At 62.6% G+C, this 23,233-nt stretch carries 26 protein-coding genes; 17 read left to right on the top strand and 9 right to left on the bottom strand.

Features of this window, described 5'->3' with window-relative positions:
• From EOC06_RS41920 to EOC06_RS07365, 6 genes are all read left to right on the top strand, one after another.
• Positions 1-731, top strand: a 731-nt coding sequence (locus EOC06_RS41920) for a DUF2339 domain-containing protein (protein WP_245469387.1), incomplete at its 5' end; no start/stop codon positions are given.
• A gap of 174 nt (positions 732-905) precedes the next feature.
• Complete coding sequence (locus EOC06_RS07385) at positions 906-1,424, top strand: RNA polymerase sigma factor (RefSeq protein ID WP_127327234.1); 519 nt, start codon at positions 906-908, stop codon at positions 1,422-1,424.
• Positions 1,421-2,212 (top strand): anti-sigma factor, encoded by a 792-nt coding sequence (locus EOC06_RS07380; protein WP_127321389.1) that lies wholly within the window; start codon positions 1,421-1,423, stop codon positions 2,210-2,212. Before EOC06_RS07385 ends, EOC06_RS07380 begins: the two co-directional genes overlap by 4 nt.
• A 308-nt stretch (positions 2,213-2,520) precedes the next feature.
• The gene (locus EOC06_RS07375; RefSeq protein WP_128307436.1) at positions 2,521-3,624 is read left to right on the top strand and encodes a peptidase C39 family protein; all 1,104 of its coding nucleotides are present in this window, start codon (positions 2,521-2,523) and stop codon (positions 3,622-3,624) included.
• Positions 3,624-5,087 (top strand): RimK family protein, encoded by a 1,464-nt coding sequence (locus EOC06_RS07370; RefSeq protein WP_128307435.1) that lies wholly within the window; start codon positions 3,624-3,626, stop codon positions 5,085-5,087. Before EOC06_RS07375 ends, EOC06_RS07370 begins: the two co-directional genes overlap by 1 nt.
• 30 nt (positions 5,088-5,117) lie before the next feature.
• Positions 5,118-5,378, top strand: coding sequence for a DUF3303 domain-containing protein (locus EOC06_RS07365; RefSeq protein WP_236383112.1), 261 nt, complete (start codon positions 5,118-5,120; stop codon positions 5,376-5,378).
• Between the two features lie 18 nt (positions 5,379-5,396).
• On the opposite strand, the gene EOC06_RS07360 is transcribed toward EOC06_RS07365, so the two are convergent.
• Positions 5,397-6,308, bottom strand: coding sequence for a LysR substrate-binding domain-containing protein (locus tag EOC06_RS07360; RefSeq protein ID WP_127327238.1), 912 nt, complete (start codon positions 6,306-6,308; stop codon positions 5,397-5,399).
• Positions 6,309-6,419: 111 nt separating this feature from the next.
• Between EOC06_RS07360 and EOC06_RS07355 the strand changes: the two genes are divergently transcribed.
• Positions 6,420-7,310, top strand: a complete 891-nt coding sequence (locus tag EOC06_RS07355) for a fatty acid desaturase family protein (RefSeq protein WP_127327239.1) — start codon at positions 6,420-6,422, stop codon at positions 7,308-7,310.
• A 12-nt stretch (positions 7,311-7,322) separates the two neighbouring features.
• Here the strand turns inward: EOC06_RS07355 and EOC06_RS07350 are convergent, their stop codons facing one another.
• The 3 genes from EOC06_RS07350 to EOC06_RS07340 form a co-directional block, all read right to left on the bottom strand.
• Positions 7,323-9,464, bottom strand: a complete 2,142-nt coding sequence (locus EOC06_RS07350) for a bifunctional diguanylate cyclase/phosphodiesterase (RefSeq protein WP_128307434.1) — start codon at positions 9,462-9,464, stop codon at positions 7,323-7,325.
• A gap of 166 nt (positions 9,465-9,630) precedes the next feature.
• Positions 9,631-10,266, bottom strand: coding sequence for an HD family hydrolase (locus EOC06_RS07345; RefSeq protein ID WP_127322742.1), 636 nt, complete (start codon positions 10,264-10,266; stop codon positions 9,631-9,633).
• Positions 10,266-11,126 (bottom strand): folate-binding protein YgfZ, encoded by an 861-nt coding sequence (locus EOC06_RS07340; protein ID WP_128307433.1) that lies wholly within the window; start codon positions 11,124-11,126, stop codon positions 10,266-10,268. The genes EOC06_RS07345 and EOC06_RS07340 overlap by 1 nt, the downstream gene beginning before the upstream one ends.
• A 75-nt stretch (positions 11,127-11,201) precedes the next feature.
• On the opposite strand from EOC06_RS07340, the gene EOC06_RS07335 reads away from it, so the two are divergent.
• Complete coding sequence (locus tag EOC06_RS07335; protein ID WP_164898498.1) at positions 11,202-12,533, top strand: dihydroorotase; 1,332 nt, start codon at positions 11,202-11,204, stop codon at positions 12,531-12,533.
• A 35-nt stretch (positions 12,534-12,568) separates the two neighbouring features.
• Here EOC06_RS07335 and EOC06_RS07330 read toward each other — a convergent pair whose 3' ends face one another.
• The 4 genes from EOC06_RS07330 to EOC06_RS07315 all read right to left on the bottom strand — a co-directional run bounded on the left by EOC06_RS07330 (position 12,569) and on the right by EOC06_RS07315 (position 14,937).
• The gene (locus EOC06_RS07330; protein ID WP_164761968.1) at positions 12,569-13,357 is read right to left on the bottom strand and encodes a hypothetical protein; all 789 of its coding nucleotides are present in this window, start codon (positions 13,355-13,357) and stop codon (positions 12,569-12,571) included.
• Positions 13,358-13,427: 70 nt separating this feature from the next.
• Positions 13,428-13,685 carry a hypothetical protein gene (locus tag EOC06_RS07325; protein ID WP_008874920.1) on the bottom strand — a complete coding sequence of 86 codons (258 nt, stop codon included), beginning with the start codon at positions 13,683-13,685 and terminating at the stop codon, positions 13,428-13,430.
• A gap of 356 nt (positions 13,686-14,041) precedes the next feature.
• Positions 14,042-14,419: a TIGR02301 family protein gene (locus tag EOC06_RS07320; RefSeq protein ID WP_127270900.1), complete on the bottom strand. Its 378-nt coding sequence runs from the start codon at positions 14,417-14,419 to the stop codon at positions 14,042-14,044.
• 83 nt (positions 14,420-14,502) lie between these two features.
• Positions 14,503-14,937, bottom strand: coding sequence for an NUDIX hydrolase (locus EOC06_RS07315; protein WP_128307431.1), 435 nt, complete (start codon positions 14,935-14,937; stop codon positions 14,503-14,505).
• Positions 14,938-15,066: 129 nt separating this feature from the next.
• Here EOC06_RS07315 and EOC06_RS07310 point away from each other — a divergent pair, with 129 nt between their 5' ends.
• Positions 15,067-15,828, top strand: coding sequence for an SOS response-associated peptidase (locus tag EOC06_RS07310; RefSeq protein WP_128307430.1), 762 nt, complete (start codon positions 15,067-15,069; stop codon positions 15,826-15,828).
• A gap of 71 nt (positions 15,829-15,899) precedes the next feature.
• Here the strand turns inward: EOC06_RS07310 and EOC06_RS07305 are convergent, their stop codons facing one another.
• Positions 15,900-16,055 carry a hypothetical protein gene (locus tag EOC06_RS07305; RefSeq protein WP_081738801.1) on the bottom strand — a complete coding sequence of 52 codons (156 nt, stop codon included), beginning with the start codon at positions 16,053-16,055 and terminating at the stop codon, positions 15,900-15,902.
• A gap of 391 nt (positions 16,056-16,446) precedes the next feature.
• Between EOC06_RS07305 and cysS the strand changes: the two genes are divergently transcribed.
• From cysS to EOC06_RS41915, 8 genes are all read left to right on the top strand, one after another.
• The gene (gene cysS, locus EOC06_RS07300; protein WP_128307429.1) at positions 16,447-17,868 is read left to right on the top strand and encodes a cysteine--tRNA ligase; all 1,422 of its coding nucleotides are present in this window, start codon (positions 16,447-16,449) and stop codon (positions 17,866-17,868) included.
• Positions 17,865-18,251: a VOC family protein gene (locus tag EOC06_RS07295; RefSeq protein ID WP_128307428.1), complete on the top strand. Its 387-nt coding sequence runs from the start codon at positions 17,865-17,867 to the stop codon at positions 18,249-18,251. Before cysS ends, EOC06_RS07295 begins: the two co-directional genes overlap by 4 nt.
• Positions 18,252-18,257: 6 nt before the next feature.
• Positions 18,258-18,749 carry a GFA family protein gene (locus tag EOC06_RS07290; RefSeq protein ID WP_127268543.1) on the top strand — a complete coding sequence of 164 codons (492 nt, stop codon included), beginning with the start codon at positions 18,258-18,260 and terminating at the stop codon, positions 18,747-18,749.
• Positions 18,746-19,222, top strand: coding sequence for a GFA family protein (locus EOC06_RS07285; protein ID WP_027038010.1), 477 nt, complete (start codon positions 18,746-18,748; stop codon positions 19,220-19,222). The genes EOC06_RS07290 and EOC06_RS07285 overlap by 4 nt, the downstream gene beginning before the upstream one ends.
• Positions 19,219-20,175: a prolyl aminopeptidase gene (pip, locus tag EOC06_RS07280; RefSeq protein ID WP_128307427.1), complete on the top strand. Its 957-nt coding sequence runs from the start codon at positions 19,219-19,221 to the stop codon at positions 20,173-20,175. Before EOC06_RS07285 ends, pip begins: the two co-directional genes overlap by 4 nt.
• Positions 20,172-21,794 (top strand): citramalate synthase, encoded by a 1,623-nt coding sequence (gene cimA / locus EOC06_RS07275; protein WP_206631161.1) that lies wholly within the window; start codon positions 20,172-20,174, stop codon positions 21,792-21,794. Before pip ends, cimA begins: the two co-directional genes overlap by 4 nt.
• An 83-nt stretch (positions 21,795-21,877) precedes the next feature.
• Entirely contained in the window at positions 21,878-22,807 is a 930-nt protein-coding gene (rarD, locus tag EOC06_RS07270; RefSeq protein ID WP_128307425.1) for an EamA family transporter RarD, read from the top strand.
• Positions 22,808-22,816: 9 nt separating this feature from the next.
• Positions 22,817-23,233: glutathione S-transferase (locus EOC06_RS41915; RefSeq protein ID WP_245469386.1), on the top strand; the 417-nt coding region annotated here is incomplete at its 3' end.

The raw sequence follows: 23,233 nt of genomic DNA, 5'->3' as shown, positions 1-23,233 counted from the left end.
TCACGCTCGCTATGCTGGTGCGCCACGCCATGCACGGCGGCGTCATCGACACGGGTGCCATGACGCTCGCCGAACAGTCGATCTACACCCTGATCGCCATCGGCGCCGGCGCCATCCTGGTCGCCATCGACATGCGCTCGCCAAGCTCGGTGCTGCGCTATGGTTCGATGGCCGCCGGTGTGGCCTCGGTCGCCTTCATCGTTGTCAGGCACTTCGTCGTGCTGAATCCGCTGTTGTCAGACGAATCGACAGGCCGGATCCCGGTGTTCAACCTGTTGTTCCTCGCCTATCTCCTGCCTGCGGTCGCCGCCGGGGGACTGGCGCTCTACGCCAGGGACAAGCGGCCGAAATGGTATGCGCAGATGCTGGCCGTGGTGGCTGCCGTGCTTGCCTTCGCCTATGCCACGCTGTCGGTGAGGCGCCTGTTCAAGGGCGAGTTCATCGGCTTGTGGAGCGGCCTCGGCCAGTTGGAAACCTATACCTACTCGGCGCTTTGGCTGGTGATTGGCGTTGCGCTCCTCACAGCCGGTGTCTGGTTGAAATCGCAGGTGCTGCGCGTCGCCTCGGCCGCGCTGATCGCGATCGCCGTGCTGAAGGTCTTCATCTTCGACATGTCGGAGCTGGAAGGTGTGCTGAGGGCGTTGTCGTTCATCGGCCTTGGCGCCGTGCTGATCGGCATCGGCCTGTTTTATCAGCGGCTTTTGACGCGGGCGGCGCGGGAAAACGGATAAAGGCAAGCAAGAACAATAAGATTTCACCCCGACCGGGAATAAATCGGCACTAGCCAGCGTTATTGCATTGCTTGGGTGACCGGGGCGGGAGACCGCTTCGCGCTGGCCGCTTGCGCCGTGCCCGGAAGGCGCGTTCAATTGGGATCAATAAGGGCGACCTCGAAACCAGCGGTCATGGACGAAAAGAAGGCAGCAATCCTTGGCGAAATACCGCGCCTGCGCCGCTACGCACGCTCGCTTTTGCGCGACCGCGACGCTGCCGACGACCTTGTCCAGGATTGCCTCGAGCGGGCGCTTGTGCGGCTCGACAACTGGCAGACGGGAGAAAGCCCCCGGAGGTGGCTGTTTACGATCATGCATCATTTGTTCATCGACCAGATGCGCAAGGTGAACCGCCGCGGCGAGGCGGCGATGCTGCCGCTGGAGGCGGGCGAGGCCGTTGCCCAGCCGGCCGAGCAGATGGAGAGCATTGCCTCGCGCGAGATCGTCGACGCATTGCAGGCGATCAGCCCCGACCGTCGCGCAGCCCTTGTCATGGTTGCCATCGAAGGTTTTTCCTATGCCGAAGCCGCCAACATTCTGGGCGTGCCTGCGGGCACGCTGATGTCGCGCATTGCGCGCGGGCGTGAGGAATTGCGCGGGTTGCTGGACGACACGGCGCGCCGCCGCGCGATAAGGATCGTCGAGAAATGATCCGCCGCGACTTTTCCGAACGTGACATCCATATGGCGCTCGATGGCGAGCTGCCCGGCGATGAGCGCGCGGCCTACGATGCCTGGCTCGACGCCAATCCCGAGATGAAGGCCAGGAGCGCCCGTTTCACCGCCGACCGGGCGGCGCTGCGTGCCGCCTTCGCCGACGTGCTGGACGAAGCCGTGCCTGGGCACTTGCACAAGGTCGTGCTTGGCGAGGTGCCGGTCAAGGCAGCTGTGCCACGCTCACGCTGGTGGCTTGCCGCTGCTGCCGCCGTGCTTCTGGCCGTAGGCGGACTTGGTGGCTATTTTGCCGGCATCGATGGCATCGGCCAGGAGGACCCGGCCGAAGATCGGCTGGCCGAGCAGGCAATCGCGGCTCATGTCATCTATGCCGCCGAAAAGCGGCATGCCGTCGAGGTGCCGGCCAGCGACAAGGACCATCTGCAGACATGGCTGTCCAACCGGATAGGGCTGAATCTGGTGGCGCCGGACCTGACCGCCGACGGATTCCAGCTGGTCGGCGGCCGGCTGTTGCCGGCAGGCGAGAGCAAGGCCGCCATGCTGCTTTACGAGGACGGCAATGGGCAGCGTATATCGCTGTTCGTCACCACGGAATCGACGGAGAATGCCAAGGGCACCTACGCCGCCGCGCAAGATGGGCCCGAGGCCGTCTACTGGCTGGACAAGGGCTATGGCTGCGCCGTGGTCGGCTCCTTGCCGCGCGAGCGGCTGGCCGAGGTCGCCAGGAGCGCCTACACGCAACTTGTGAACGGGCTGGCAAGCTGAACGGCATTGCTTTTGCCGGTGCCGTCGATCCGCGAATGCCGATCCGGCCGAAGGACCTTTCACACCCGTCGGGCCGCGTCGGACTTGTCACAATTCGGCCCTAATCGAGGTGCGATAGCGCTTGATGAATGCCGTCGCATCGCCCCGGAAATCGGAAGCGGTTTTTGGAAACACGAGGCGAGATTCAAGGTGGTGGAGCGGACTTCGTGCGCCCAGGTGGACGCCGGTTTTCCCAACGCCCTGGTCGGCGTCAAGGACGTGTTCGAGTAGGGCCATTTCCACCACCAATCGAGGTTTTCTGAAGCCGCATGCCTGCCGAGATCCGCATGGCCCGCGCGTCTGACGTCGATGATCTCGCCGCCATTGAGAAAGCTGTTTTCTCAAGCGACCGTATTTCCCGCCGCTCCTTCCGCCTGTTCATCGAGCGTGAAACCGCCGAGACGCTGGTCGCCGAGGTCGATGGCCGCCTGGCCGGCTACGCGATCGTGCTGTTTCGCAAGGGCAGCGGGGTGGCGCGCCTCTACTCGATTGCGACCAGTCCGTTTTTCGGCGGGCTGGGGGTCGGCCGCATGCTGCTCGGATCCGCCGAAGATGCCGCCTTCGAGCACGACCGCATGATGCTGCGTCTCGAAGTTCGAGAGGATAACAGCCGCGCGATCCGCATCTACGAACAGGCCGGGTATCGCAAGATCGGCCGCGAGCCCGGCTACTATGAGGATGGCGAAACGGCACTTCGCTACGAAAAGACCTTGCGTGGCGACATTCCGATCGCCACCAAGGTGCCGTTTTACCCGCAGACCTGCGAATTCACCTGCGGCCCTTGCTGCCTGATGATGGCGATGGCCAATTTCGATCGCGGCTTCGTGCCGGATCCGGTCATGGAAATCCGCCTGTGGCGTGAAGCGACGACCGTCTTCATGATGTCTGGTCCCGGTGGTTGCGAGCCATTCGGCCTCGCTGTCTCGGGCTACGAAAGCGGGCTCGCGGTGGAGATCTACGTTTCCTTCTATGGCGCGTTGTTCCTGCAATCGGTACGCAGTGAGGACAAGCGCAGGGTGATGGAACTGGCCCAGGTCGACTTTCGCCGACGCGCGGAACTTTACGGCATCCCGGTGAATTACCGTGCATTCACAATCGACGATATCCGCGCTGCGATCGCTGAGGGAAAGCTGGTGCTGGTGCTGATCAGCGGCTTCCTGATGTTTGGCAAGAAGGTGCCGCACTGGGTGCTGGCGATCGGCGATGACGGCGACCATATCCTGATCCACGACCCTTGGGTCGAGGACGAAAGGCAGGAGACCATCCTTGATGCAGCCAACATTCCCGTGCCTTACGGCATCTTCATGAACATGGCGCAGTTCGGTCGCGATGGATTGCGTGCCGCCATCACTCTGGGAAAGCGTGACAGATAATGACCTGGGTCATCCTTACCGGCAGGCAGAGCGATCTCGACCAGGTGGCGACACCGCACAAGATCATCACCAATCGCGACTATCTCGCGCACCCGTCACTGTTTCGCGGCCAGCGGCCGAAGGTCATCAACCTGTCGAACAATTACGGCTACCAGAGCCGCGGCTACTATGCGTCGCTGCTGGCAAGCTCGCGCGGCCACAAGGTGATCCCGACGGTCGAAACGATGATCGACCTTTCGGAGCGCAAGCTCTATGAACACGCGCTGCCGGAACTGGAGCTGGCGCTCAACAAATGCCGCAAGGATCTCGGCGGCGTTTTTCCGCAAAAGGTCTGCATCTTCTTCGGCATCGGCCCGTCGAAAATCTGGGACCGCTTCGCCAAACTTCTGTTCGACTGGTTCCGCGCGCCGGCGCTCGAAGTCCACATCAAGGACAGCGCCGAATGGGCCTCGATCCGCAAGATCGGTTTCCATCCGCTGGCGCGGATGACCGAGGACGAGGAAAAAAGCTTCATCCAGTGCCTGGAGACCTACACCAACCGCGAATGGCGCGACACCAAGGGCCGCACGCCGGCGCGCTACACCTTCGCCACGCTGGTCGACCCGCATGAGGAATTGCCGCCATCGGAGATATCGTCGCTGCGCTATTGGGCCAAGATCGCCGAGAAGATGGGTGTCGAAATCGAGCCGATCACCAAGCGGGACCTCGCCAAGCTCGCCAATTACGACGCGCTGTTCATTCGCGAGACCACCTCGATCTCCAACCACACCTATCGTTTCGCCCGCCGCGCCCAGCAGGAAGGCATGCCGGTTATCGACGATCCGCTGTCGATGATCCGCTGCACCAACAAGGTCTATCTCAACGAGCTGATGGCCTACAACAAGGTGCCGGTGCCGCCGACGGTGATGATCGCCGGCACCTCGGATCTCGAACTGGCAGCGCAGACGCTGGGCTTTCCGCTGGTGCTGAAAATCCCGGATTCGTCGTTCTCGCGCGGCGTCAAGAAATGCGCCAATTTCGAGGAACTGAAGACGCTTGCTACCGAATGGCTGGAGGATTCCGACCTTCTGATCGCGCAAAAATTCATTCCGACCGAGTATGACTGGCGCGTCGGTGTGCTCGGCGGCCAGCCGCTGTTTGCCGTGCATTATCTGATGGCCAAGAAGCACTGGCAGATCGTCAACCACAAGGCCAACGGCAAGCCCGACCAGGGCGGCATCAAGAGCTTCACGCTGAAGGAGACGCCGGCGCATGTCGTCGAGACGGCTGTAAAGGCGGCGCGCTGCATCGGCGACGGGCTCTACGGCGTCGACCTCAAGGAGACCAAGGACGGCGTCTTCGTCATCGAGGTCAACGACAATCCCAACCTCGACCATGGCTGGGAGGATTCCGGCGAGAAGGACGAGGTCTGGGTGCGGCTGACGCAGTGGTTCCTGGAGCGGCTGGACCGGCCGGGGCGGTAATTTGATCGGGGGTAGAACATGCAGTTTATCGTGATCGAGGATTTCACCGGCTGCGATCGCAAGGAGATCTATCGCCGCTTTCGCGACCGCGGCCGCCTGAAACCGGACGAGCTTCTCGTGCACCACAGCTGGATCGCGGCGGACATGAGCCGCTGCTTCCTGCTGGTGGAGACCGATGACGTCACGCTGCTGCAGCGTTGGGTCATCGAATGGGCGGATCTGGTGGAGTTCGAGATCATCCCCGTGGCGACAAACAAGGACATGGCTGAGGCATTGAGCGGGCACCTCTGATCATCGCGGCACTATACGTCAACGCAGTGCCGGCGAGTTCACTGCGCGTCGGCATTCGTCGATCAGCCACTGGCGAAACGCCGCCACGACGTCGCGCCTGGCGCTGCGCTCGGGGATCGTCAGGCAATAGGGCTGGCGTAGCTCCAGTGCCTGGGCGAGGGGCCTGACAAGCCGGCCGTCTTCCAGCGCCTCGGCACAGTAGATCCCTTGCGCCAGCGCCACGCCCAATCCCGAAATCGCAAGGTCGAGCGCTGCGCGCGATGAGTTGGCCGAGAGGCCGCGCTGCGCTGCCCGGCCGGGCTCGATACCGGCCGCCTCGAACCAGTTGTGCCAGGACGGAAAGGACGCACCAGTCGGTCCCCAGCCCGTGTGGATAAGCGGCAGGCTGGCCAGGCCTTCGGGTTTGATGGTGTCCGCCAGCCCGGGCGCACACACGGGATAGACTGCGTCCTGGACGATGTCCTCGGTCGGGTGCTCGCGATAATGCGGCCCATAGGAGAGCCTGATGTCGATCAGTTCACGGTCGAACGGCACCGGGTCGTCGTCGCCTCTGAGCGATATGTCGACGGCGCCATGGCTAGAGGCAAAACCAGCGAGACGCTGTGAAAGCCAACCCATGGCCATGGATGGCGGCACCGACACCACAAGGCGCGGGCGGAACGTATCGCCGCCCAGCTGGCGCGCGACGCTGCCGATCTCCTGGAAGGCCATGGTCAGCCTGGGCAGCATCTCGACGCCGGCCTCGGTGAGGACGACGCGCCGGTTGACGCGGTGGAACAGCTTGCGGCCCATCTGCTCCTCGACCGTGCGGATGAGCTGGCTGACGGCAGCGGCCGACACCGAAAGCTCTTCCGCTGCCGCGGCAAAGCTGCCTGTACGGGCCGCAGCCTCGAAAGCTTGAAGTCCTTTGAGAGAGGGAGGTACGGCCATAATCACCGAATAGATAAGTTCAGCTTATCTAGATTGCAGAAATCGTCGTTTTTGGAAAGGTTGTTCATTGGCTACAGTGGGTTCATCAAGCTCCAGTCTGGATCGAAGCACGTGGATCATCGTGACGTAATTTCATCGTTGACGCAGGAGGAGCGCAACCGGCTGACCGCCAAGTCTGATGTTGCGGGCCTCGTTCAGCTTGCTGCTCATTGGGGCGCGATCGTGGTCGTCGGATCGCTGATCGCCGCCAAGGTGCCGTTCTGGCCACTGCTGATGCTGCCGCAAGGTATCCTCATCGTCTTCCTGTTCACGCTGCTGCACGAGACGGTTCATCGTACGGCTTTCGAGGCGCAATGGCTGAACGATGCCGTGGCGCGGGTGTGCAGCCTGGCGATCGCGCTCCCGGCCGACTGGTTCCGCTACTTCCACTTCGCCCACCATCGATACACGCAAGATCCCGACAATGATCCGGAACTGGCGTTCCCCAAGCCGGAGACATGGCGGCAATACCTCGTCCACATATCCGGCATCCCGTTATGGTGGGGCCACCTGAAGACGCTTTATGCCAACGCGGCGGGCGGTGGTCGCGAAAGCTACGTTCCGCCAAAGGGCTATGACAAGGTGCGCATCGAGGCACGCGCCATGATTGCCTTTTATGCCGTGATCCTTCTGCTGGCCGTCTATTTCCGGCTCTCGGTGCTTGTCTATGTCTGGATCTTGCCCGCTCTGTTGGGGCAGCCGTTTCTGCGCCTCTATCTCTTAGCCGAGCACGGCCGTTGTCCGTTCGTCGCCAACATGCTGGAGAACACCAGGACCACGCTGACCAATTGGCTGGTCCGCAGGCTGGCGTGGAACATGCCGTTCCATGCCGAGCATCATGCCTATCCAGGCGTGCCGTTTCATCAACTGCCGCGGTTTCATGCGCTGATCGAGCGGCATCTCAAGATGGTCGAGCCCGGCTATGTCAGCTTCCACGGCAAATACATCGACACGCTGCGTTGACGATGGCCGGCCTCAGCCGGTCTGGCTGTGCAGCGCTCGGGATTTCAATAGACGCTGGATCTCGGCGGCCGTTGACGGCACGCCGATCAGATAGCCCTGCGCCTCTGTACAGCCATTGCCGCGCAGGATGTCGAGTTGCACCTCGGTCTCGACCCCCTCGGCGGTGACAGTGATGCCAAGCTCGGCGCCCAGCCCGATGACGGTGCGAACGATCGCCGCGGCGTCACGATTGCCCAGGTCGTGGATGAACGAACGATCGATCTTGATCTTGTCGACGGGAAAACGCCTGAGATAGCCGAGCGAGGAATAGCCGATGCCGAAATCGTCCAGCGCGATGCGGATGCCGAGTTCGCGCAACTGCCGCAGCGTCCTCAGCACCGCCTCGCTTTCGTCCATTAGCACGGTTTCGGTGATTTCCAGCTCCAACCGATCGGCTGGCACGCCGGAGAAAGCCAGCGCCGAGATGACGCTGCGGGCGAAGCTGCCGCTTTTGAGTTGCACGGCCGAGACATTGACCGCGACGCGCAGGCCGGCGGGCCAGTCGGCCGCCGCCGTGCAGGCTTTCCTCAGCGCCCATTCGCCAAGCGGCACGATCAATCCGGTTTCTTCGGCGGCCGGAATGAAGCTGTCCGGCGCCACCGTGCCGCGTGTCGGCGAATGCCAGCGCATCAAGGCTTCGGCGCCGACGATCTCCCCGGATGCGATGTTCATGATGGGCTGGAAGTCGAGGTCGAATTCCTGGCGCGGCAGCGCGGTCTCGAGGTCGATCTCCAGCGCACGCCGTGCCTGTACCATAGCGTCCATTCCGGGTTCGAAGAACCGATACTGATTGCGCCCTTCGCTCTTCGCCCGGTAAAGCGCTGTATCGGCGTTCCTCAGCAGCGTGTCGGCATCTCCACCGTCGTCGGGGAAAACCGCGATGCCCAGGCTGATGCCGACATGCATCTCGCGGTTCTTGTCGCGGAACGGTTTTCCGATTGTCTCGACGATGCGCTTCGCGAGTTTTTCTGCATTGGCAATGCCCTTGAAGTTGAACTGGATGATGACGAATTCGTCGCCGCCGAAACGGGCGACGACGTCGGTTTCGTTGTGCAGGCAGCGCTGCAGCCTCTCGGCCACGCTCTTCAACAGCCAGTCGCCGGCCGGATGTCCCCAGGTGTCGTTGACCGCCTTGAAGCGATCGAGATCGAGCGAAAAGATTGCCAGCGGCGTGACCGCCGTGGCTTCCAGCGCAAGGTCGAGCCGTTCGCGAAACATCGAGCGGTTGGGCAGTCCCGTCAGCGTATCGTGATGCGCAAGATGGGTCATGCGCTCTTCGGTGCGGCGACGTTCTGTGACGTCGTCGAAGGTCACTACCCAGCCGCCGCCGTTCATCGGCCGGCGTGTGACCAGAACCGTCCTGCCGTCGGTAAGATGCCGGTAGGCCGAATGCATTTTTGCCGCCGTCAGGCAGGCTTCGGTCTTGGCGACTTCGCTGTCGACGTCGATCTCCGTATAGATGCCGAGTTCCAGCAATTGTTCGAGCGCCTCGCGGTGCGTCGTTCCAAGCGGGAAGTCTGCCGCGGTGACATTGTAGAGTTCAAGAAAACGCCGGTTGCGCACGATCATCTTGCCGTCGGCGCCGTACATCAGCAGGCCTTGCGACATGTTGGCAAGCGCTGCGTCGAAGCGGCGGTGCTGCTCCTTGAGATCCTCTTGCGCGCGGCGCTGCTCGGTGATGTCCTCGTAGATCGAGACCCAGCCGCCCAGAGCCAGAGGGCGGTGCGAGATGCTGACGATGCGGCCGTCCGACAGTGTTTCTTCGTAGGTCGAGGGCTTTGCCTGATCGATATAGGGCTTGCGGATGGCGTAGAGTTCGTCGGCGGTTTGCGAGGCGATGCCGATATCGACGCTGTGGCGCAGAATGTCGAGGAACCGGATGCCGGGCCTTATGACGCTGGCTTCGAGGCAAAAGATGTTCAGGTAGTTGCCGTTGCAGATGATCATCCGCTCGTCGGCGTCGAACATGCACAGGCCGTGCGACATGTTCTCGACCGCAGCCGAAAAGCGTTGGTTCTGCTCGCGCAGTTCGTCTTCCATGTGGCGGGAGCGGTCCATGCCTTCGGCCTCCCGTTTCGGGATGGTCGGACCATCCTTGGCATCAGCGACGGGCATGAGCGCGCCTGCGGACCGTGATCGAACGCGCTATTGTGGCCGCCGCCGGTTAATTTAGCGTTTTAATGCATGTCGCCCAAAAGTGACCTCGGTTTTGGGGGAAACGACATGCATAAAAACAAAGACCTAAAGCGCGGCGCATGAATCCGTTTCAGCGCGACGCGCTTTAGCCGATTGCGGTTGCCGAAACCTGGTGCCGCGACGTCTCGATCGCGGAAAACCGCTTCAGGAACGCATTTTGCGCCCAGGTCACCGAGCGTGGCGTGAAATCGAAGCGGTCGGCATTGAAGCCGCGCGGACGGCCGAAGAACTCGGTCGCCTCGGCGGTCGAAAAGCCGGCAAGCAGCGTTGCCTCGAAATAGGCGGCGATCTGGTCGGCGCGCTTGATCTCTTTGCGCAGCGCAGCACTTGGCTCCGGCGGCAGCGAGAAGCGCAGATGGATGGCGCGCTGCAGCCGTAACTCACAATCCTTGTAGCTGCCGCCCATCACCGATTTGAACGGCGAGATCATGTCGCCGATGACATATTCGGGGGCGTCGTGCAGCAGGGCCGCCAACCGGGCGTCGGCCGAAGCCTCGGGTACCAGGTCGCGGAACAGCGCTTCGACCAGCAGCGAGTGCTGGGCAACCGAAAAAGCATGCTCGCCGCTGGTCTGGCCGTTCCAGCGGGCAACGCGGGCGAGCCCGTGCGCAATGTCTGAAATTTCGATGTCGAGCGGCGAGGGGTCGAGCAGGTCGAGCCGGCGGCCCGACAGCATGCGCTGCCAGGCGCGTGCCGGCGCGCCGACGCGGTCGGCCGCCATCAGGCCTCCTCCGCGCTGACGGCTTCCTGCGGGAAGGCGAATTTTGCCCAGCGGGGAATGGCTAGTGTAACCGGAATGTTCGCCGCCATGATCGGCAGGTCGGCGTCGAGCGCCGCCTTGATCCGGTCGATGCGCGCAATCGCCAGACCGATCGTGCCGGCGGTCGAGCCGAGCGTGCCAACCGGCCTGCCTTCGACGGTCAGTTCGGTGCCGGGCGCGGGCAGGGACCCGTCAGCCGACACAATCAGCACGCGCCGTCTGGCGGTGCCGCGATGCTGCATGCGCGAGACGACCTCCTGGCCGACATAGCAGCCCTTCTTGAAGCCGACGCCACCGGTTTCGTCCAGCAGCACGTCGTGAGGGAAGGCGTCTCCGAGTTGGTAGTCGCTGCCGCTTTCGGCAATGCCGCCGGCAATGCGGAAGGCTTGCCACGCGGCAAGATCGCTGCGCTCATCTGTTTCGCCATAGGAACGCGTGACGGCACCCTTCGGAAAGCGCGTGTCGGCTGCCGCCGTTGAATCGAATTGCGAGGGTGTTGATTCATGTCCCCATGCGACGGTGACAAATGCCTGATCGGATTTGGCAATCTCGACCTTGGCGCGCAGTTTGTAGAGCGTCAGCCGGCGTATGAAATCGCCTGAGATGTCGGCACGGCATTCGAGCCGGAATGCATTCTCGCCGGTGCGGGAGATCAGGAAATCGAACAGGATCTTGCCTTGCGGCGTCAGCAGCGCACCGGGCCTGGCTTCGCCGGGAGCCAGGATGTCTAGATCGGTGGTCAGGATGTTCTGCAAAAAATGCTCGGCATCCGGACCTGAGACGGAAATGAGGGCGCGGTCTTTGAGCTGGGCAAAGGGCATGGGCGGAAAAGCAACCTGATCTTGCAAAACGGTCGGCCTTTACGTAAGCCGCTGGCACTCCCCCCGCAAGAGAGCATGGCCATGATCTACGACCTCATCCTGACAGGCGGCACCGTGGTCAACCACGACGGCGAAGGGGCTCGCGACATCGGCGTGAAGGGCGGGCGCATCGCCGCCATCGGCGATCTCCGCCAGGCCTCGGCGGGCGAGACGATCGATTGCCGCGGCCTGCATATCCTGCCGGGCGTCATCGACAGCCAGGTGCACTTTCGTGAGCCGGGATTGGAGCACAAGGAAGATTTGGAAACGGGTTCGCGCGCGGCCGTGCTTGGCGGCGTCACCGCCGTGTTCGAGATGCCCAACACCAATCCTTTGACCACCAGCGAGGCAGCGCTTGCCGACAAGGTTCGGCGCGGCACGGATCGCATGCATTGCGATTTTGCCTTCTGGGTCGGCGGCACCCGCGAAAACGCTGGGGATGTCGGAGAGCTGGAGCGGTTGCCGGGCGCTGCCGGGATCAAGGTGTTCATGGGTTCGTCCACCGGCGACCTGCTGGTCGAGGACGACGAAGGTGTCGCCTCGATCCTGAGAAACACGCGCCGCCGTGCCGCCTTTCATTCGGAAGACGAGTTCCGGCTGCGCGAGCGCCTTGGCGAACGCATCGAAGGCGACCCGGCATCGCACCCTGTCTGGCGCGATGAAATCGCCGCCTTGCGCTGCACCGAACGGCTTGTGCGCATCGCTCGGCAAGCGCGCGCCCGCATCCATGTCCTGCACATCTCGACGGCCGAGGAGATTGTGTTCCTCGAACAGCACAAGGATGTCGCGACCTGCGAGGCGACGCCGCATCATTTGACGCTGAGCGCCGACGACTATCTCAGGCTTGGCACGCTGATCCAGATGAACCCACCGGTGCGCGCCGCGCGCCACCGCGACGGCGTCTGGCATGGCATTGCGCAAGGCATTGTCGATGTGCTCGGCTCCGACCACGCGCCGCACACGCTGGCCGAGAAGGCAAAACCCTATCCGGCCTCACCGTCGGGGATGACCGGCGTGCAGACGCTGGTGCCGATCATGCTCGACCACGTCAATGCCGGCCGGCTGACCTTGCAGCGCTTCGTCGACCTGTCTAGTCATGGCCCGCAGCGGATCTTCGGCATGGCCAGGAAAGGCCGCATCGTCGCCGGCTATGACGCCGACTTCACCATCGTCGACATGATGCGGCGCGAGATAATCACCAATGCGCAGGCCGGCTCGAAAGCCGGCTGGACGCCTTATGATGGCAGGGAAGTGACGGGTTGGCCGGTCGGCACCGTCATTCGAGGCCGACGTGTCATGTGGGAGGGCGAAATCGTCACGCCAGGCCAGGGCAAAGCGGTGGAGTTTTCCGAGGCATTGCCCGTCTAGGCTCCCGGATCTTTGCAAGGGCAGAGGCAGAAAGCTCAATCCCCGGCGACGAAGAACGACCACTGTCCGGCAGGCGTGATGCCGACACGGTAGAAAATATAAGCGCCGAACTGCTTCATGTCATTGAAGTCGCCGGCGGTGACGATCTTGAAGAGCTCGACCCGCTGCTTGGCGTCCAGCTTGTCCAACGGCAGGGCGAAGAAATACGGCCACACATAGAGTTCTTGTGGCGTGCCGGCATCGAGGTGGACGTAGCCGGCATTAAGCACCTCCTCCAGGATGGCCAGAATCTCCTGACCGTCTGGGTCGCCGGAGAGGCCCTTGAGGAAGGCGATGGCGTCGCCGTCTATGTCGGTCAGCGATATCTGTGTCATGCTCTCGCCCGTGCCGATCAACGGCCGCAGCTTTTCGATATCGCCGCCCTTGCAGGCTTCGACGATCAGATCGTGCATGCGCCGCACCGGTTCCGGCAGCTTGCCGAGATCGTAGACGACCTCAGGCACCGGCGTTTCCGGATCGACACGCGGTCTGGTCACGCCGCCATCCGCCGGACTGTCCGGCTCGGCTTCGGCAGGAGCAGTCGGCTGGCTGGCCGGCGGCGGTGTTCCGACCGGATTGGGCATTGGCACGGCGCTTCCGGGGGGCGACATGTCGTCGTCGGCCGGCGGCGTGACTGTCGGGGGGAGCTCTTCGCGCTTGATTTCGCTCAGTGCATACACGGGGCTGCTCGCGAGACACACAAGCAGGGGAATCGCGGCACAGCAAGCGGCGAAGGAGATGCGAAGGACCAAGCCACACGGCTTGCCTGACATCGAAAAACTCACTGCCCGTTTCTCCCTGCTTCCGGGCATGACGCCCGAGCGGCATGTTGCCGTCAAAGAACCGGACGTCGGTTCAGTGCCGCAGCCGTTCAGGTTCGAAGGCGCCAGCAATCACCTTTTCACGCATACGGTCGAGCAGGGCAAGGGCCGAGGTCTCGCCATTGGCACGCAACATCTCGCCGAAGGCTGTTTCGAGCGCTGCTTCGGCAATGATCTCGGGCTCTATCCCGGCGGAGAGACCTTCCGCCCAGGCCTCGCTGTGGCTTTCCACGGCGGTCAGGCGTTTTTCTTCCCTGACCAGCGCGTCGATGTCGTTGACACCATGTTCCATAAGCGAATGTCCACCCTTTCAAGCTGCGATCCGTCGATGTGGATCAGGCCTGATCTGTTCATTTCACACGCAGGGACAATTAAGTATTTGTAAATACGACATTTTTTTGATCGTCTTTTACAAAGCCCAATTGCCTTGTGCGAAGCTGCGTTCAGTCCGAGTCAAACTTAGCCGATTGGGGCGGCCTGCGGGGCGAAAACCTTCAGTTTGAGTTAATTCCGCTTTCGTGCGGTAAGGTTTCGTTAATACTGTTGCAGAAGTGCAACATGAGGATTGCACCAAGAGATCGCCCGGCACAAGCCGATATATCGGCTAATGCCCAGCAATGATCCGGATAGTTGTTGATGAGCGAGTGCCTAGTTGCCGTAACGCGAGGCGATATCGCGAGACAGCGTCTCGCCTTCCTTCATGTAGCGGCTGATGGCTTCGGTCGCCGAGGACGTACACCTCGTATAGGTGCCGCCGAAGGAGCGGTAGCCGCGATTGAAGCTGGCAATGAAGCGGGCGCGCCGCTCGGCGTCCGGATTTTCCGAATCGAGCAGTTTTGTCATTTCGACACGCCACTGGTCGCCTTTCTCGCCGCACAGATTGCGCAGGAAATGCAGCGAGCCCAGAACCTCCGCCAGCCGCATCAACCCAGGCTCGAACGGCGATTCGGCGCTGAGCGCGGGCCGTATCGAAACGGTCGCGACGACCGCAAGACACGCGGCGAGGAGCATGGACGGACGGTTCATAAGCCTTCTCTACCCAACGGCGTGGCTCTGCCAAACAGGATAAGTCTTTGTGGCGAAACAATTTGTCGCCTGCAAGGCTGTTTTCAGGGCTTCGGCCCGTCGTCTCCGCGGGGGGCCAACAACTCCTCGGCCACGGCGAACACCGAGCCGGCGAGCGGCAATGCCGCCATCTCGCTGAGTGTATAGAAGGCCGCCGTCTCTGCGTCGTCGCTGGCTACCGCCTCGCCGCCGGCATAGGCCGCGCCGAAGACCGTGAGGAGGTAATCGACCGGGTGGCTGTCATCCCTGCCGTCAATGTGGATTTCCCGTAGCGGGCGATAATTTGTGGCGCGCAAACCGGTTTCTTCCTGAAGTTCGCGCTCTGCCGCTGCCTCCAGCGTCTCGCCGGGTTCGACCTTGCCGCCCGGAAAGGCATAGAGCCCTTGCGAGGGTTGCCGGGCTCGCTTGACCAGAAGCACGGTGTCTGCACGCACGACGGCGACCGAGACTGCCGGAAGTGTCTTGCGCGCTTCGTTCATGGGTTCCCGATCAGGCGTGTAGGCAGGTCTGTTGTGGACCGCCCAGCATGGGCAAGCTTTAGCGGTTGCGCAATGCCGGTTGCACCGGCACCTTCAGGAACCGAACCTTTCAAAGGGCGCCAATCGACCATGTGCGGACGTTTTGCCTTGACCGCGACGCCGGACCAGACTGCCGCCTTGCTAGGCTTGGCGGAACTGGAGGATTTCCCGGCGCGCTACAACATCGCACCAACCCAGCCGATCCTGATGGCGGTCGCCGGCCCCCCGCGGGCGCCGGGCTCCAATTTGCCCGACCGGCAGCCAATGCTGGTGCGCTGGGGGCTGATCCCGACCTGGGTCAAGGATACCAGGGAGTTTCCGCTGCTGTTCAACGCGCGCTCCGAGGGTGCCGCCGAAAAGGCGTCGTTCAAGGCCGCCATGCGCCATCGCCGCGCCTTGGTGCCGGCCTCCGGCTTTTATGAATGGCGGCAAACCGGCGGCAAGAAAGGCCAGCCTTACTGGATACGCCCAAGGCATGGCGGGCTGGTCGCCTTCGCCGGACTGATCGAGACCTATGCCGAGCCGGGCGGTTCGGAAATGGACACCGGTGCCATCCTGACTATCAACGCCAATGCCGATATCGCGCATATCCACGACCGCATGCCTGTGGTGATCGACCCCAGGGATTTCGCCCGTTGGCTGGATTGCCGCACGCTCGAACCGCGTGATGTCGCCGATCTGTTGCGGCCGGCTCAACTCGATTTCTTCGAGGCCATTCCCGTCTCCGGCCTGGTCAACAAGGTCGCCAACACCGGACCGGAGATTCAGGAGCGGGGCGAGATCGGGCCGGAGCCCGAAAAGGTCAAGCGCCAGAAGCCCGGCGCGGACGACAATCAGATGACGTTGTTCTAGCTGAACTGTTCTTCAGCGACGTATGTCTGCGCCATTTGCCAGGCGCCCTTGGCGCCGGGCCGCACACCACTTCAGGCGGCGCGGGGCGACACGATCTTCTGTACCGGCTTTTTCTTCTTCGCGGTGTGAAGGAGGGCGGCGACGATCGCGGCCGGGCCGATCGCGCGGTAGTGGTTGGCCAGTGCCGGCTGCTTGGCTCGGTTGGCTTCCTGCTTGGTTCGGGGCATGTCTCTCTTCCCAGGTAACATTTTCGTGTCTGCGTTTGATGGCCGATTCTGACCAAATCGTGACGCCTGCTGATCTAGCCGGCGAATGTTTCATGACTGTGCCGACATGTTTAATAAAATGTTTCAGTGCATCATTACCTGTGATCCAGCGACGTTTTTGCCGAAACTTGCGACTTGACGGCAACACATGCCAAGGCGATAAAGCCGCCCATGAAAACGTCTTTCGCCATTTGTGGCATTTGCATTATTGGCTAGCCTCGCGCTGGTCCGGACGTTTTCGCCTCATCTTTCCCCAGATTGGACAAACGCCCCGGCCAGCAGGCTGGAGCCTGATTTGCGTTTCGCGCAGGGCTGGCTTCGTCAAATTGAGTTCTGAACCGGGAAGGCACGAATGTCCGACGCATCGCAGGGCCTGCGCCTCTACAACACGCTGACGCGGACGAAAGAGGATTTCGTCCCGATCGATCCAGACAATGTGCGCATGTATGTCTGCGGCCCGACCGTCTACGACTTTGCCCATATCGGCAATGCCAGGCCGGTGATCGTCTTTGACGTGCTTTTCCGCTTGCTGCGTCACGTCTATGGGCAGGCGCACGTCACCTATGTGCGCAACATCACCGACGTCGACGACAAGATCAACGCGCGCGCTCTGCGCGACTTCGGCGGCGAGATCGCTTCCGGAACACTTTCGCTCAACGAGGCGATCAGGCGGGTCACCGAAAAGACCGCCGATCAGTTCCATCGGGACGTGGCGGTTCTCGGCTGCCTGGAGCCGACGGTCGAGCCGCGCGCCACCGAATTCGTCGAGCCCCGCGTCGACGGCAAGGTCGACATGATCACCTTGATTCAAAGCCTGATCGAACGCGGCCATGCCTATGTTGCCGCGGGCGAAGTCCTGTTCGACACCGCGTCGATGCCTGACTACGGCCAGCTGTCGAAGCGCAATCTCGACGAGCAGCAGGCCGGTGCTCGCGTCGCCGTCGACGCGCACAAGAAAAATCCCGGCGATTTTGTCCTGTGGAAATTATCGTCGCCCGAGGAGCCTGGCTGGAATTCGCCATGGGGCAGGGGTCGGCCGGGCTGGCACATCGAATGCTCGGCAATGTCGGCCGCCTATCTCGGCGAGGTGTTCGACATCCATGGCGGCGGCCTCGACCTGATCTTCCCGCACCATGAGAACGAGATCGCCCAGTCGCGCTGCGCCCATGGCACGGACGTGATGGCCAACATCTGGATGCACAACGGCTTCCTGCAGGTCGAAGGTCAGAAAATGTCGAAAAGCGTCGGCAATTTCTATTCGATCAACGAACTGCTCGAGACCGAGACGTTTGGCGGCCGCAAATGGCCGGGCGAGGTGCTGATGACGCACTATCGCGAACCAATCGACTTTTCCGTGCGCAAGCTGGAAGAGGCCGAGAACACGCTGCGCAAATGGAAGCGGGCGGCCGACCTTGCGCCGGCCGCCGCAGGATTGCTGCCCGTGCAGGTCATCGATGCCTTGTCGGACGATCTCGCAACCTATGCCGCCTTCCAGGTCTTGACGCAGTTGGCTGGCGAGGCAGCGGACGGCAACGATGCGGCGGCTGCGCTGAAGGCGTCGCTGCTGTTCCTCGGCTTCGATGTCGCGTCGGCGACGGTTGATGAAGACCACGTCGCCAAGGCAATCGCCAAGCGTCTCGCATTCATCGCCGCCAAGAACTGGGCCGAGGCCGACCGCATCCGCGACGAACTGCTGGCGCAAGGTGTACAGTTGAAGGACGGCAAGGATCCGGTCACTGGCGAGCGCATCACCACCTGGGAGGTAAAAAGATGATCGACCATCTCGGCATCACCGTTGCCGATTTCGACGCTTCGAAGGCTTTCTATGACAAGGCGATGGCCCCGCTTGGTGCGGCGCTGCTTTACATGGTGCCGCTGGAATATACCGGGGGTGCCAAGGTCGGCGGCTATGGCCGTGACCGGCCGGTGTTCTGGCTGAGTACCGGCAAGGACAAGCCCAGGGATCATCAGCACGTTGCCTTCACCGCGCGCCGCCGCGCCGAGGTCGATGCCTTCCATGCCGCAGCCCTTGCCGCCGGCGGCAAGGACAATGGCGGGCCAGGCCTGCGGCCGCATTATCACCCGAGCTACTATGGCGCCTTCGTCTTCGATCCCGACGGCAACAATGTCGAGGCCGTCTGCCATGTCCCGGAGTGAGCGGTGATGAGCCTCGACAACCGGCCGGTCTACACCGGCGGCTGCCAGTGCGGCGCGGTGCGCTTTCGCGTTGAAGGCGCGCTCGGCGACGCTTCGGTCTGCCATTGCCGCATGTGCCAGAAGGCGTTCGGCTCGTTCTATGCGCCGCTGGTTTCGGTGCGTGGCGCCCGGCTCGACTGGACGCGCGGCGAGCCGAAATACTTCCGCTCCTCCAACCATGTCGATCGCGGTTTTTGCGCCGATTGCGGCACGCCGCTGACCTTCACCGCGCCGGACGGCGTTGGCCTCGCCATCGGCGCGTTCGACAATCCGGCGGAGATCGTGCCGCTGATCCAATGGGGCACCGAGGCAAAGCTGCCTTATGTCGATACGATCCCGCAATTGCCGGGCGAGGAGACGATGGCCGACGTGTCGTCGGCCTCTTATCTGGCGGATCTCGTCTCCTATCAGCATCCGGACCACGACACCGAACAATGGCCGCCAAAGGAAAGATCATGACCGATCAGGTAAGAACCGGCGGCTGCCAGTGTGGCGCCGTGCGTTTTCGCATTCATGGAGCGCTCGGCCGTCCATCGATCTGCCATTGCCGCATGTGCCAGAAGCAGTTCGGCTCGTTCTTCGGTGCACTGGTCACGGTGCCCAGGGACGGCGTCGAATGGACCCATGAAGAGCCGAGCTATTTCCAGTCGTCGGTCAACATCGATCGCGGTTTCTGCGCCCGCTGCGGGACGCCGCTGACCTACCGGCAGCCCGGTGGACTTGAGATCGCTATCGGTGCCTTCGACGACCGCTCCGATCTTGCCCCGCAGATCCAGGTCAACTACGCCGCGCGGCTGCCCTGGGTGGAGACGATCTTCGATCAGCCCGTCCACCAGGATCCTGATTATTACAACAGGCAGGAATCCATCATCTCCTTCCAGCACCCAGACCATGAAACAGCGGACTGGCCGACCAAAGGTTTGCAGCTATGAGCAGTCAATTGCGTACGCTTTATCCCGAGATCGAGGCGTTCGATTCCGGCATGCTGGATGTCGGCGACGGCCATCAGGTCTACTGGGAGCGTTCGGGCACGAGGGGCGCCAAGCCGGCGGTGTTCCTGCATGGCGGGCCGGGCGGCACCATTTCGTCAAAACACCGGCGGCTGTTCGACCCGAAGCTCTACGATGTCATCCTGTTCGACCAGCGCGGCTGCGGAAAATCGACGCCCAACGCCTCGCTCGAAACCAATACGACCTGGCACCTGGTCGCCGACATCGAACGCCTGCGCGAAATGGCCGGCTTCGACAAATGGCTGGTGTTCGGCGGCTCCTGGGGGTCGACGCTGGCGCTCGCCTATGCCGAGACGCATCCCGATCGCGTCAGCGAGTTGGTGGTGCGCGGCATCTACACGCTGACGCGAGCCGAACTCGAATGGTACTATCAATTCGGCGTCTCGGAAATGTTCCCGGACAAATGGGAGCGCTTCCTGGCGCCGATCCCGGAGGCCGAGCGCGGCGACATGATGGCTGCCTACCGCAAGCGGCTGGTCGGCACGGATCGCAAGGCGCAGATCGAGGCGGCCCGCGCCTGGAGCCTGTGGGAAGGCGAAACGATCACGCTTTTGCCCGAGCCCGAGACCAGCGGACCATTTGGGCAGGACGACTATGCCATCGCCTTTGCCCGCATCGAGAACCACTATTTCGTCCATGCCGGCTGGCTGGAGGAAGGGCAGTTGCTGCGCGACGCGCACAAGCTGGCTGACATTCCCGGCACCATCGTCCATGGCCGCTACGACATGCCGTGCCCGGCGCATTATGCCTGGGCGCTGCACAAGGCCTGGCCAAAGGCGGATTTCCACCTGATCGAGGGCGCCGGTCATGCTTATTCGGAGCCGGGGATTTTGGATCGGCTGATCCGCGCGACGGACAAGTTTGCAGGCAAATGACCATGACCCGCGAGCGCCTCTATCTCTTCGACACCACATTGCGCGATGGCCAGCAGACCCCTGGCATCGACTTTTCCGTCGAGGACAAGATCGCCATCGCGAAACTGCTCGATGCTTTTGGCCTCGACTATATCGAAGGTGGCTATCCTGGCGCCAATCCGACCGACACCGCCTTCTTCCAGGAGAAACGTACGTCGCGCGCCAAATTCGTCGCCTTCGGCATGACCAAACGGGCTGGGGTGTCGGCTTCCAACGATCCCGGCCTTGCGTCACTCGTGCAATCCAAGTCGGATGCCATCTGCTTCGTCGCCAAGAGTTGGGACTACCATGTCCGTGTCGCGCTCGGCTGCACCAATGAGGAGAACCTCGACGCCATCAAGGCCTCCGTCGAGGCGGCGATCGCCGCCGGCAAGGAGGCGATGGTCGACTGCGAGCATTTTTTCGACGGCTTCAAGGCCAATCCCGATTATGCGCTGGCCTGCGCCAGGACCGCCTATGATGCCGGCGCGCGCTGGGTGGTGCTGTGCGACACCAATGGCGGCACGCAGCCATCGGAAGTCCGCGCCATCGTCGAGAAGGCTATTTTATCAGGTATTTCAGGCGATCATCTCGGCATCCATGCCCATGACGACACCGGCCAGGCGGTCGCCAATTCGCTTGCCGCGGTCGAGGCCGGCGTGCGCCAGATCCAGGGCACGCTCAATGGCATCGGCGAGCGCTGCGGCAACGCCAATTTGATCTCGATCGTGCCGACGCTGGCGTTGAAACCGGCCTTCGCCGATCGTTTTGACACCGGTATTTCGGCTGAGGCGCTGACCGGCATTTCTCGCCTGTCCCGCGCCTTCGACGAACTCCTGAACCGAGCGCCAGAGGCACAGGCGCCCTATGTCGGGGCCTCTGCTTTCGCCACCAAGGCAGGCATCCATGCCTCCGCGCTGGCCAAGGAGCCGGCGACCTATGAGCATGTACCCCCGGAAACGGTCGGTAACCGCCGCCGCGTCATGGTTTCGGACCAGGGCGGGAAGGCCAATTTCCTCGCCGAGTTGAGGCGGCGCGGCATCGAGGTGCCGAAGGACGATCACCGGCTCGACGCGCTGATATCAGTGGTCAAGGAGCGCGAGGCCGAGGGCTACGCCTATGAGGGCGCCGATGCCAGCTTCGAGCTCCTGGCACGCAAGATGCTGCACGGCCTGCCGGAGTTCTTCAACGTCACCTCGTTCCGCTGCATGGTCGAGCGCCGCTTCGACGCCAACGGCCAGCTGAAGACGGTCTCCGAAGCGATCGTCAAGGTGGTGGTCGACGGCGAGGAGAAGATGTCGGTGGCCGAGGGGCATGGCCCGGTCAACGCACTCGACATCGCGCTGCGCAAAGACCTCGGCAAATTCCAGGGCGAGATCGCCGACATGGAGTTGGCCGACTTCAAGGTGCGTATCCTCAATGGCGGCACCGAGGCGATCACCCGCGTTCTGATCGAATCGCATGACGGCACCGGCGCGCGCTGGTGGACGGTCGGCGTTTCCGAAAACATTATCGACGCCTCGTTCCAGGCGCTGATGGATTCCATCGTCTACAAGCTGATGAAGAACCGCGAGATGGCCGGACTGGTGGCCGCCGAATAGGGTTGAACCATCAGCGAAAGTCCATTGATCCATCAGAACTTTGCGATGGTCTTGCCAAGGTGACTGGGCCATAGCGTTGGCCCATGGCCACTGAAGCAATTACCCTGGACGCGGATTCCAAGGCCCGGCGCGGCTTTCTGCTGGCGCTCGGCGCCTATCTGCTGTGGGGATTGCTGCCCTTCTACATGAAGGCGGTCGCTCATCTGCCGCTCGCCGAAGTCATTGCCCATCGCATCGTCTGGTCCGTGCCGATCGCCGCCGCCGTTCTGATCTGGGCCGGCCGCATGGCGGATTTCAAGGCGGCACTGCGCTCGCCGCGCACCATCGCCATGGCCGCGCTGACGGCGGCGCTGATCTCGGTCAACTGGGGCATCTATGTCTGGGCGATCGCTGTCGACCGCACCGTCGAAACCGCGCTCGGCTACTACATCAATCCACTGGTCAACGTCGTCGTCGGCGCGCTGCTGCTTGGCGAGCGGGTCGACCGGCTGCAGATCGCGGCGGTGGTGCTGGCGGCCGTCGCAGTCGCCGTGCTGACCGTCGAGGGCGGCAAGCTGCCCTGGGTGTCGCTGGCGCTGGCGTTTTCCTTCGCCGCCTACGCCTTCTTCCGCAAGACGCTGCCGATCGGACCGAGCCAGGGATTTTTGCTCGAAGTCCTTCTGCTGTCGGTGCCGGCGCTTGGCTACATCGTCTATCTCATCGCGACCGAACAGGACCACATCTTATCCAGCAGTGGCACCGATACGGCATTGCTGATCGGCTGCGGTCCGGTCACATCGATCCCGCTGCTGCTGTTTGCGTTCGGCGCGAGGCTGCTGCGGCTGTCCACCATCGGCATCATGCAGTACATCGCGCCGACCATTGTGTTTCTGATCGCCGTGCTGATCTTCGACGAGCCTTTCGGCACCACCCAGGCGATTGCCTTTGGCCTGATCTGGACAGCGCTCGCGATGTATTCCTGGTCGATGTTCCGTGGCCGCGAGATCCGGCCGGCGGTGCCGGCTGCAAGGTAAGGATCCCCTATGTACCTGCTGCATATCGCCAACAAAAATTATTCCTCATGGTCGCTGCGGCCTTGGGTGTTGATGCGAGAGCTGAACATCCCGTTCGAGGAACGGCTGACGCCATTCCCGACCGCATCGAGTTGGGATCTGTACCGGCCCTTCTCGCCGAGCGGCCGCGTGCCGTGCCTGATCGACGATGGCTGGGCGGTCTGGGATTCGCTGGCCATCGTCGAATATCTGGCCGAACGCCACCATGGCGTGTGGCCTGTCGAGGCCAAGGCGCGCGCCTGGGCACGCTCGGCCGCCGCCGAGATGCATTCGAGCTTCACCGCATTGCGCGGGGCATGCCCGATGAGTTGCGGCGTGCGCGTAAAGCCATTCCCGATGTCCGATGCGCTGAAGCAGGACATCTTTCGCCTCGGCGATCTCTGGAAC

Origin of the sequence: Mesorhizobium sp. M7A.F.Ca.MR.362.00.0.0, from assembly GCF_004023175.1 — a bacterium.
In the GTDB taxonomy this organism is placed as follows: domain Bacteria; phylum Pseudomonadota; class Alphaproteobacteria; order Rhizobiales; family Rhizobiaceae; genus Mesorhizobium.
This window is presented reverse-complemented; position numbering and strand designations above follow the sequence as displayed.

Excerpts from the sequence above, each read along its gene's own strand:
- EOC06_RS07285 (WP_027038010.1), top strand. The coding sequence starts at position 18,746 with ATGACCGATCAGGTAAGAACCGGCGGCTGCCAGTGTGGCGCCGTGCGT.
- EOC06_RS07310 (WP_128307430.1), top strand. The coding sequence starts at position 15,067 with ATGTGCGGACGTTTTGCCTTGACCGCGACGCCGGACCAGACTGCCGCC.
- pip (WP_128307427.1), top strand. The coding sequence starts at position 19,219 with ATGAGCAGTCAATTGCGTACGCTTTATCCCGAGATCGAGGCGTTCGAT.
- rarD (WP_128307425.1), top strand. The coding sequence starts at position 21,878 with ATGGCCACTGAAGCAATTACCCTGGACGCGGATTCCAAGGCCCGGCGC.
- EOC06_RS07295 (WP_128307428.1), top strand. The coding sequence starts at position 17,865 with ATGATCGACCATCTCGGCATCACCGTTGCCGATTTCGACGCTTCGAAG.
- EOC06_RS07325 (WP_008874920.1), bottom strand. The coding sequence starts at position 13,685 with ATGGAACATGGTGTCAACGACATCGACGCGCTGGTCAGGGAAGAAAAA.
- EOC06_RS07340 (WP_128307433.1), bottom strand. The coding sequence starts at position 11,126 with ATGCCCTTTGCCCAGCTCAAAGACCGCGCCCTCATTTCCGTCTCAGGT.
- EOC06_RS07385 (WP_127327234.1), top strand. The coding sequence starts at position 906 with ATGGACGAAAAGAAGGCAGCAATCCTTGGCGAAATACCGCGCCTGCGC.
- EOC06_RS07290 (WP_127268543.1), top strand. The coding sequence starts at position 18,258 with ATGAGCCTCGACAACCGGCCGGTCTACACCGGCGGCTGCCAGTGCGGC.
- EOC06_RS07320 (WP_127270900.1), bottom strand. The coding sequence starts at position 14,419 with ATGAACCGTCCGTCCATGCTCCTCGCCGCGTGTCTTGCGGTCGTCGCG.
- cysS (WP_128307429.1), top strand. The coding sequence starts at position 16,447 with ATGTCCGACGCATCGCAGGGCCTGCGCCTCTACAACACGCTGACGCGG.
- cimA (WP_206631161.1), top strand. The coding sequence starts at position 20,172 with ATGACCATGACCCGCGAGCGCCTCTATCTCTTCGACACCACATTGCGC.
- EOC06_RS07360 (WP_127327238.1), bottom strand. The coding sequence starts at position 6,308 with ATGGCCGTACCTCCCTCTCTCAAAGGACTTCAAGCTTTCGAGGCTGCG.
- EOC06_RS07350 (WP_128307434.1), bottom strand. The coding sequence starts at position 9,464 with ATGCCCGTCGCTGATGCCAAGGATGGTCCGACCATCCCGAAACGGGAG.
- EOC06_RS07345 (WP_127322742.1), bottom strand. The coding sequence starts at position 10,266 with ATGGCGGCCGACCGCGTCGGCGCGCCGGCACGCGCCTGGCAGCGCATG.
- EOC06_RS07315 (WP_128307431.1), bottom strand. The coding sequence starts at position 14,937 with ATGAACGAAGCGCGCAAGACACTTCCGGCAGTCTCGGTCGCCGTCGTG.
- EOC06_RS07370 (WP_128307435.1), top strand. The coding sequence starts at position 3,624 with ATGACCTGGGTCATCCTTACCGGCAGGCAGAGCGATCTCGACCAGGTG.
- EOC06_RS07375 (WP_128307436.1), top strand. The coding sequence starts at position 2,521 with ATGCCTGCCGAGATCCGCATGGCCCGCGCGTCTGACGTCGATGATCTC.
- EOC06_RS07380 (WP_127321389.1), top strand. The coding sequence starts at position 1,421 with ATGATCCGCCGCGACTTTTCCGAACGTGACATCCATATGGCGCTCGAT.
- EOC06_RS07305 (WP_081738801.1), bottom strand. The coding sequence starts at position 16,055 with ATGCCCCGAACCAAGCAGGAAGCCAACCGAGCCAAGCAGCCGGCACTG.
- EOC06_RS07335 (WP_164898498.1), top strand. The coding sequence starts at position 11,202 with ATGGCCATGATCTACGACCTCATCCTGACAGGCGGCACCGTGGTCAAC.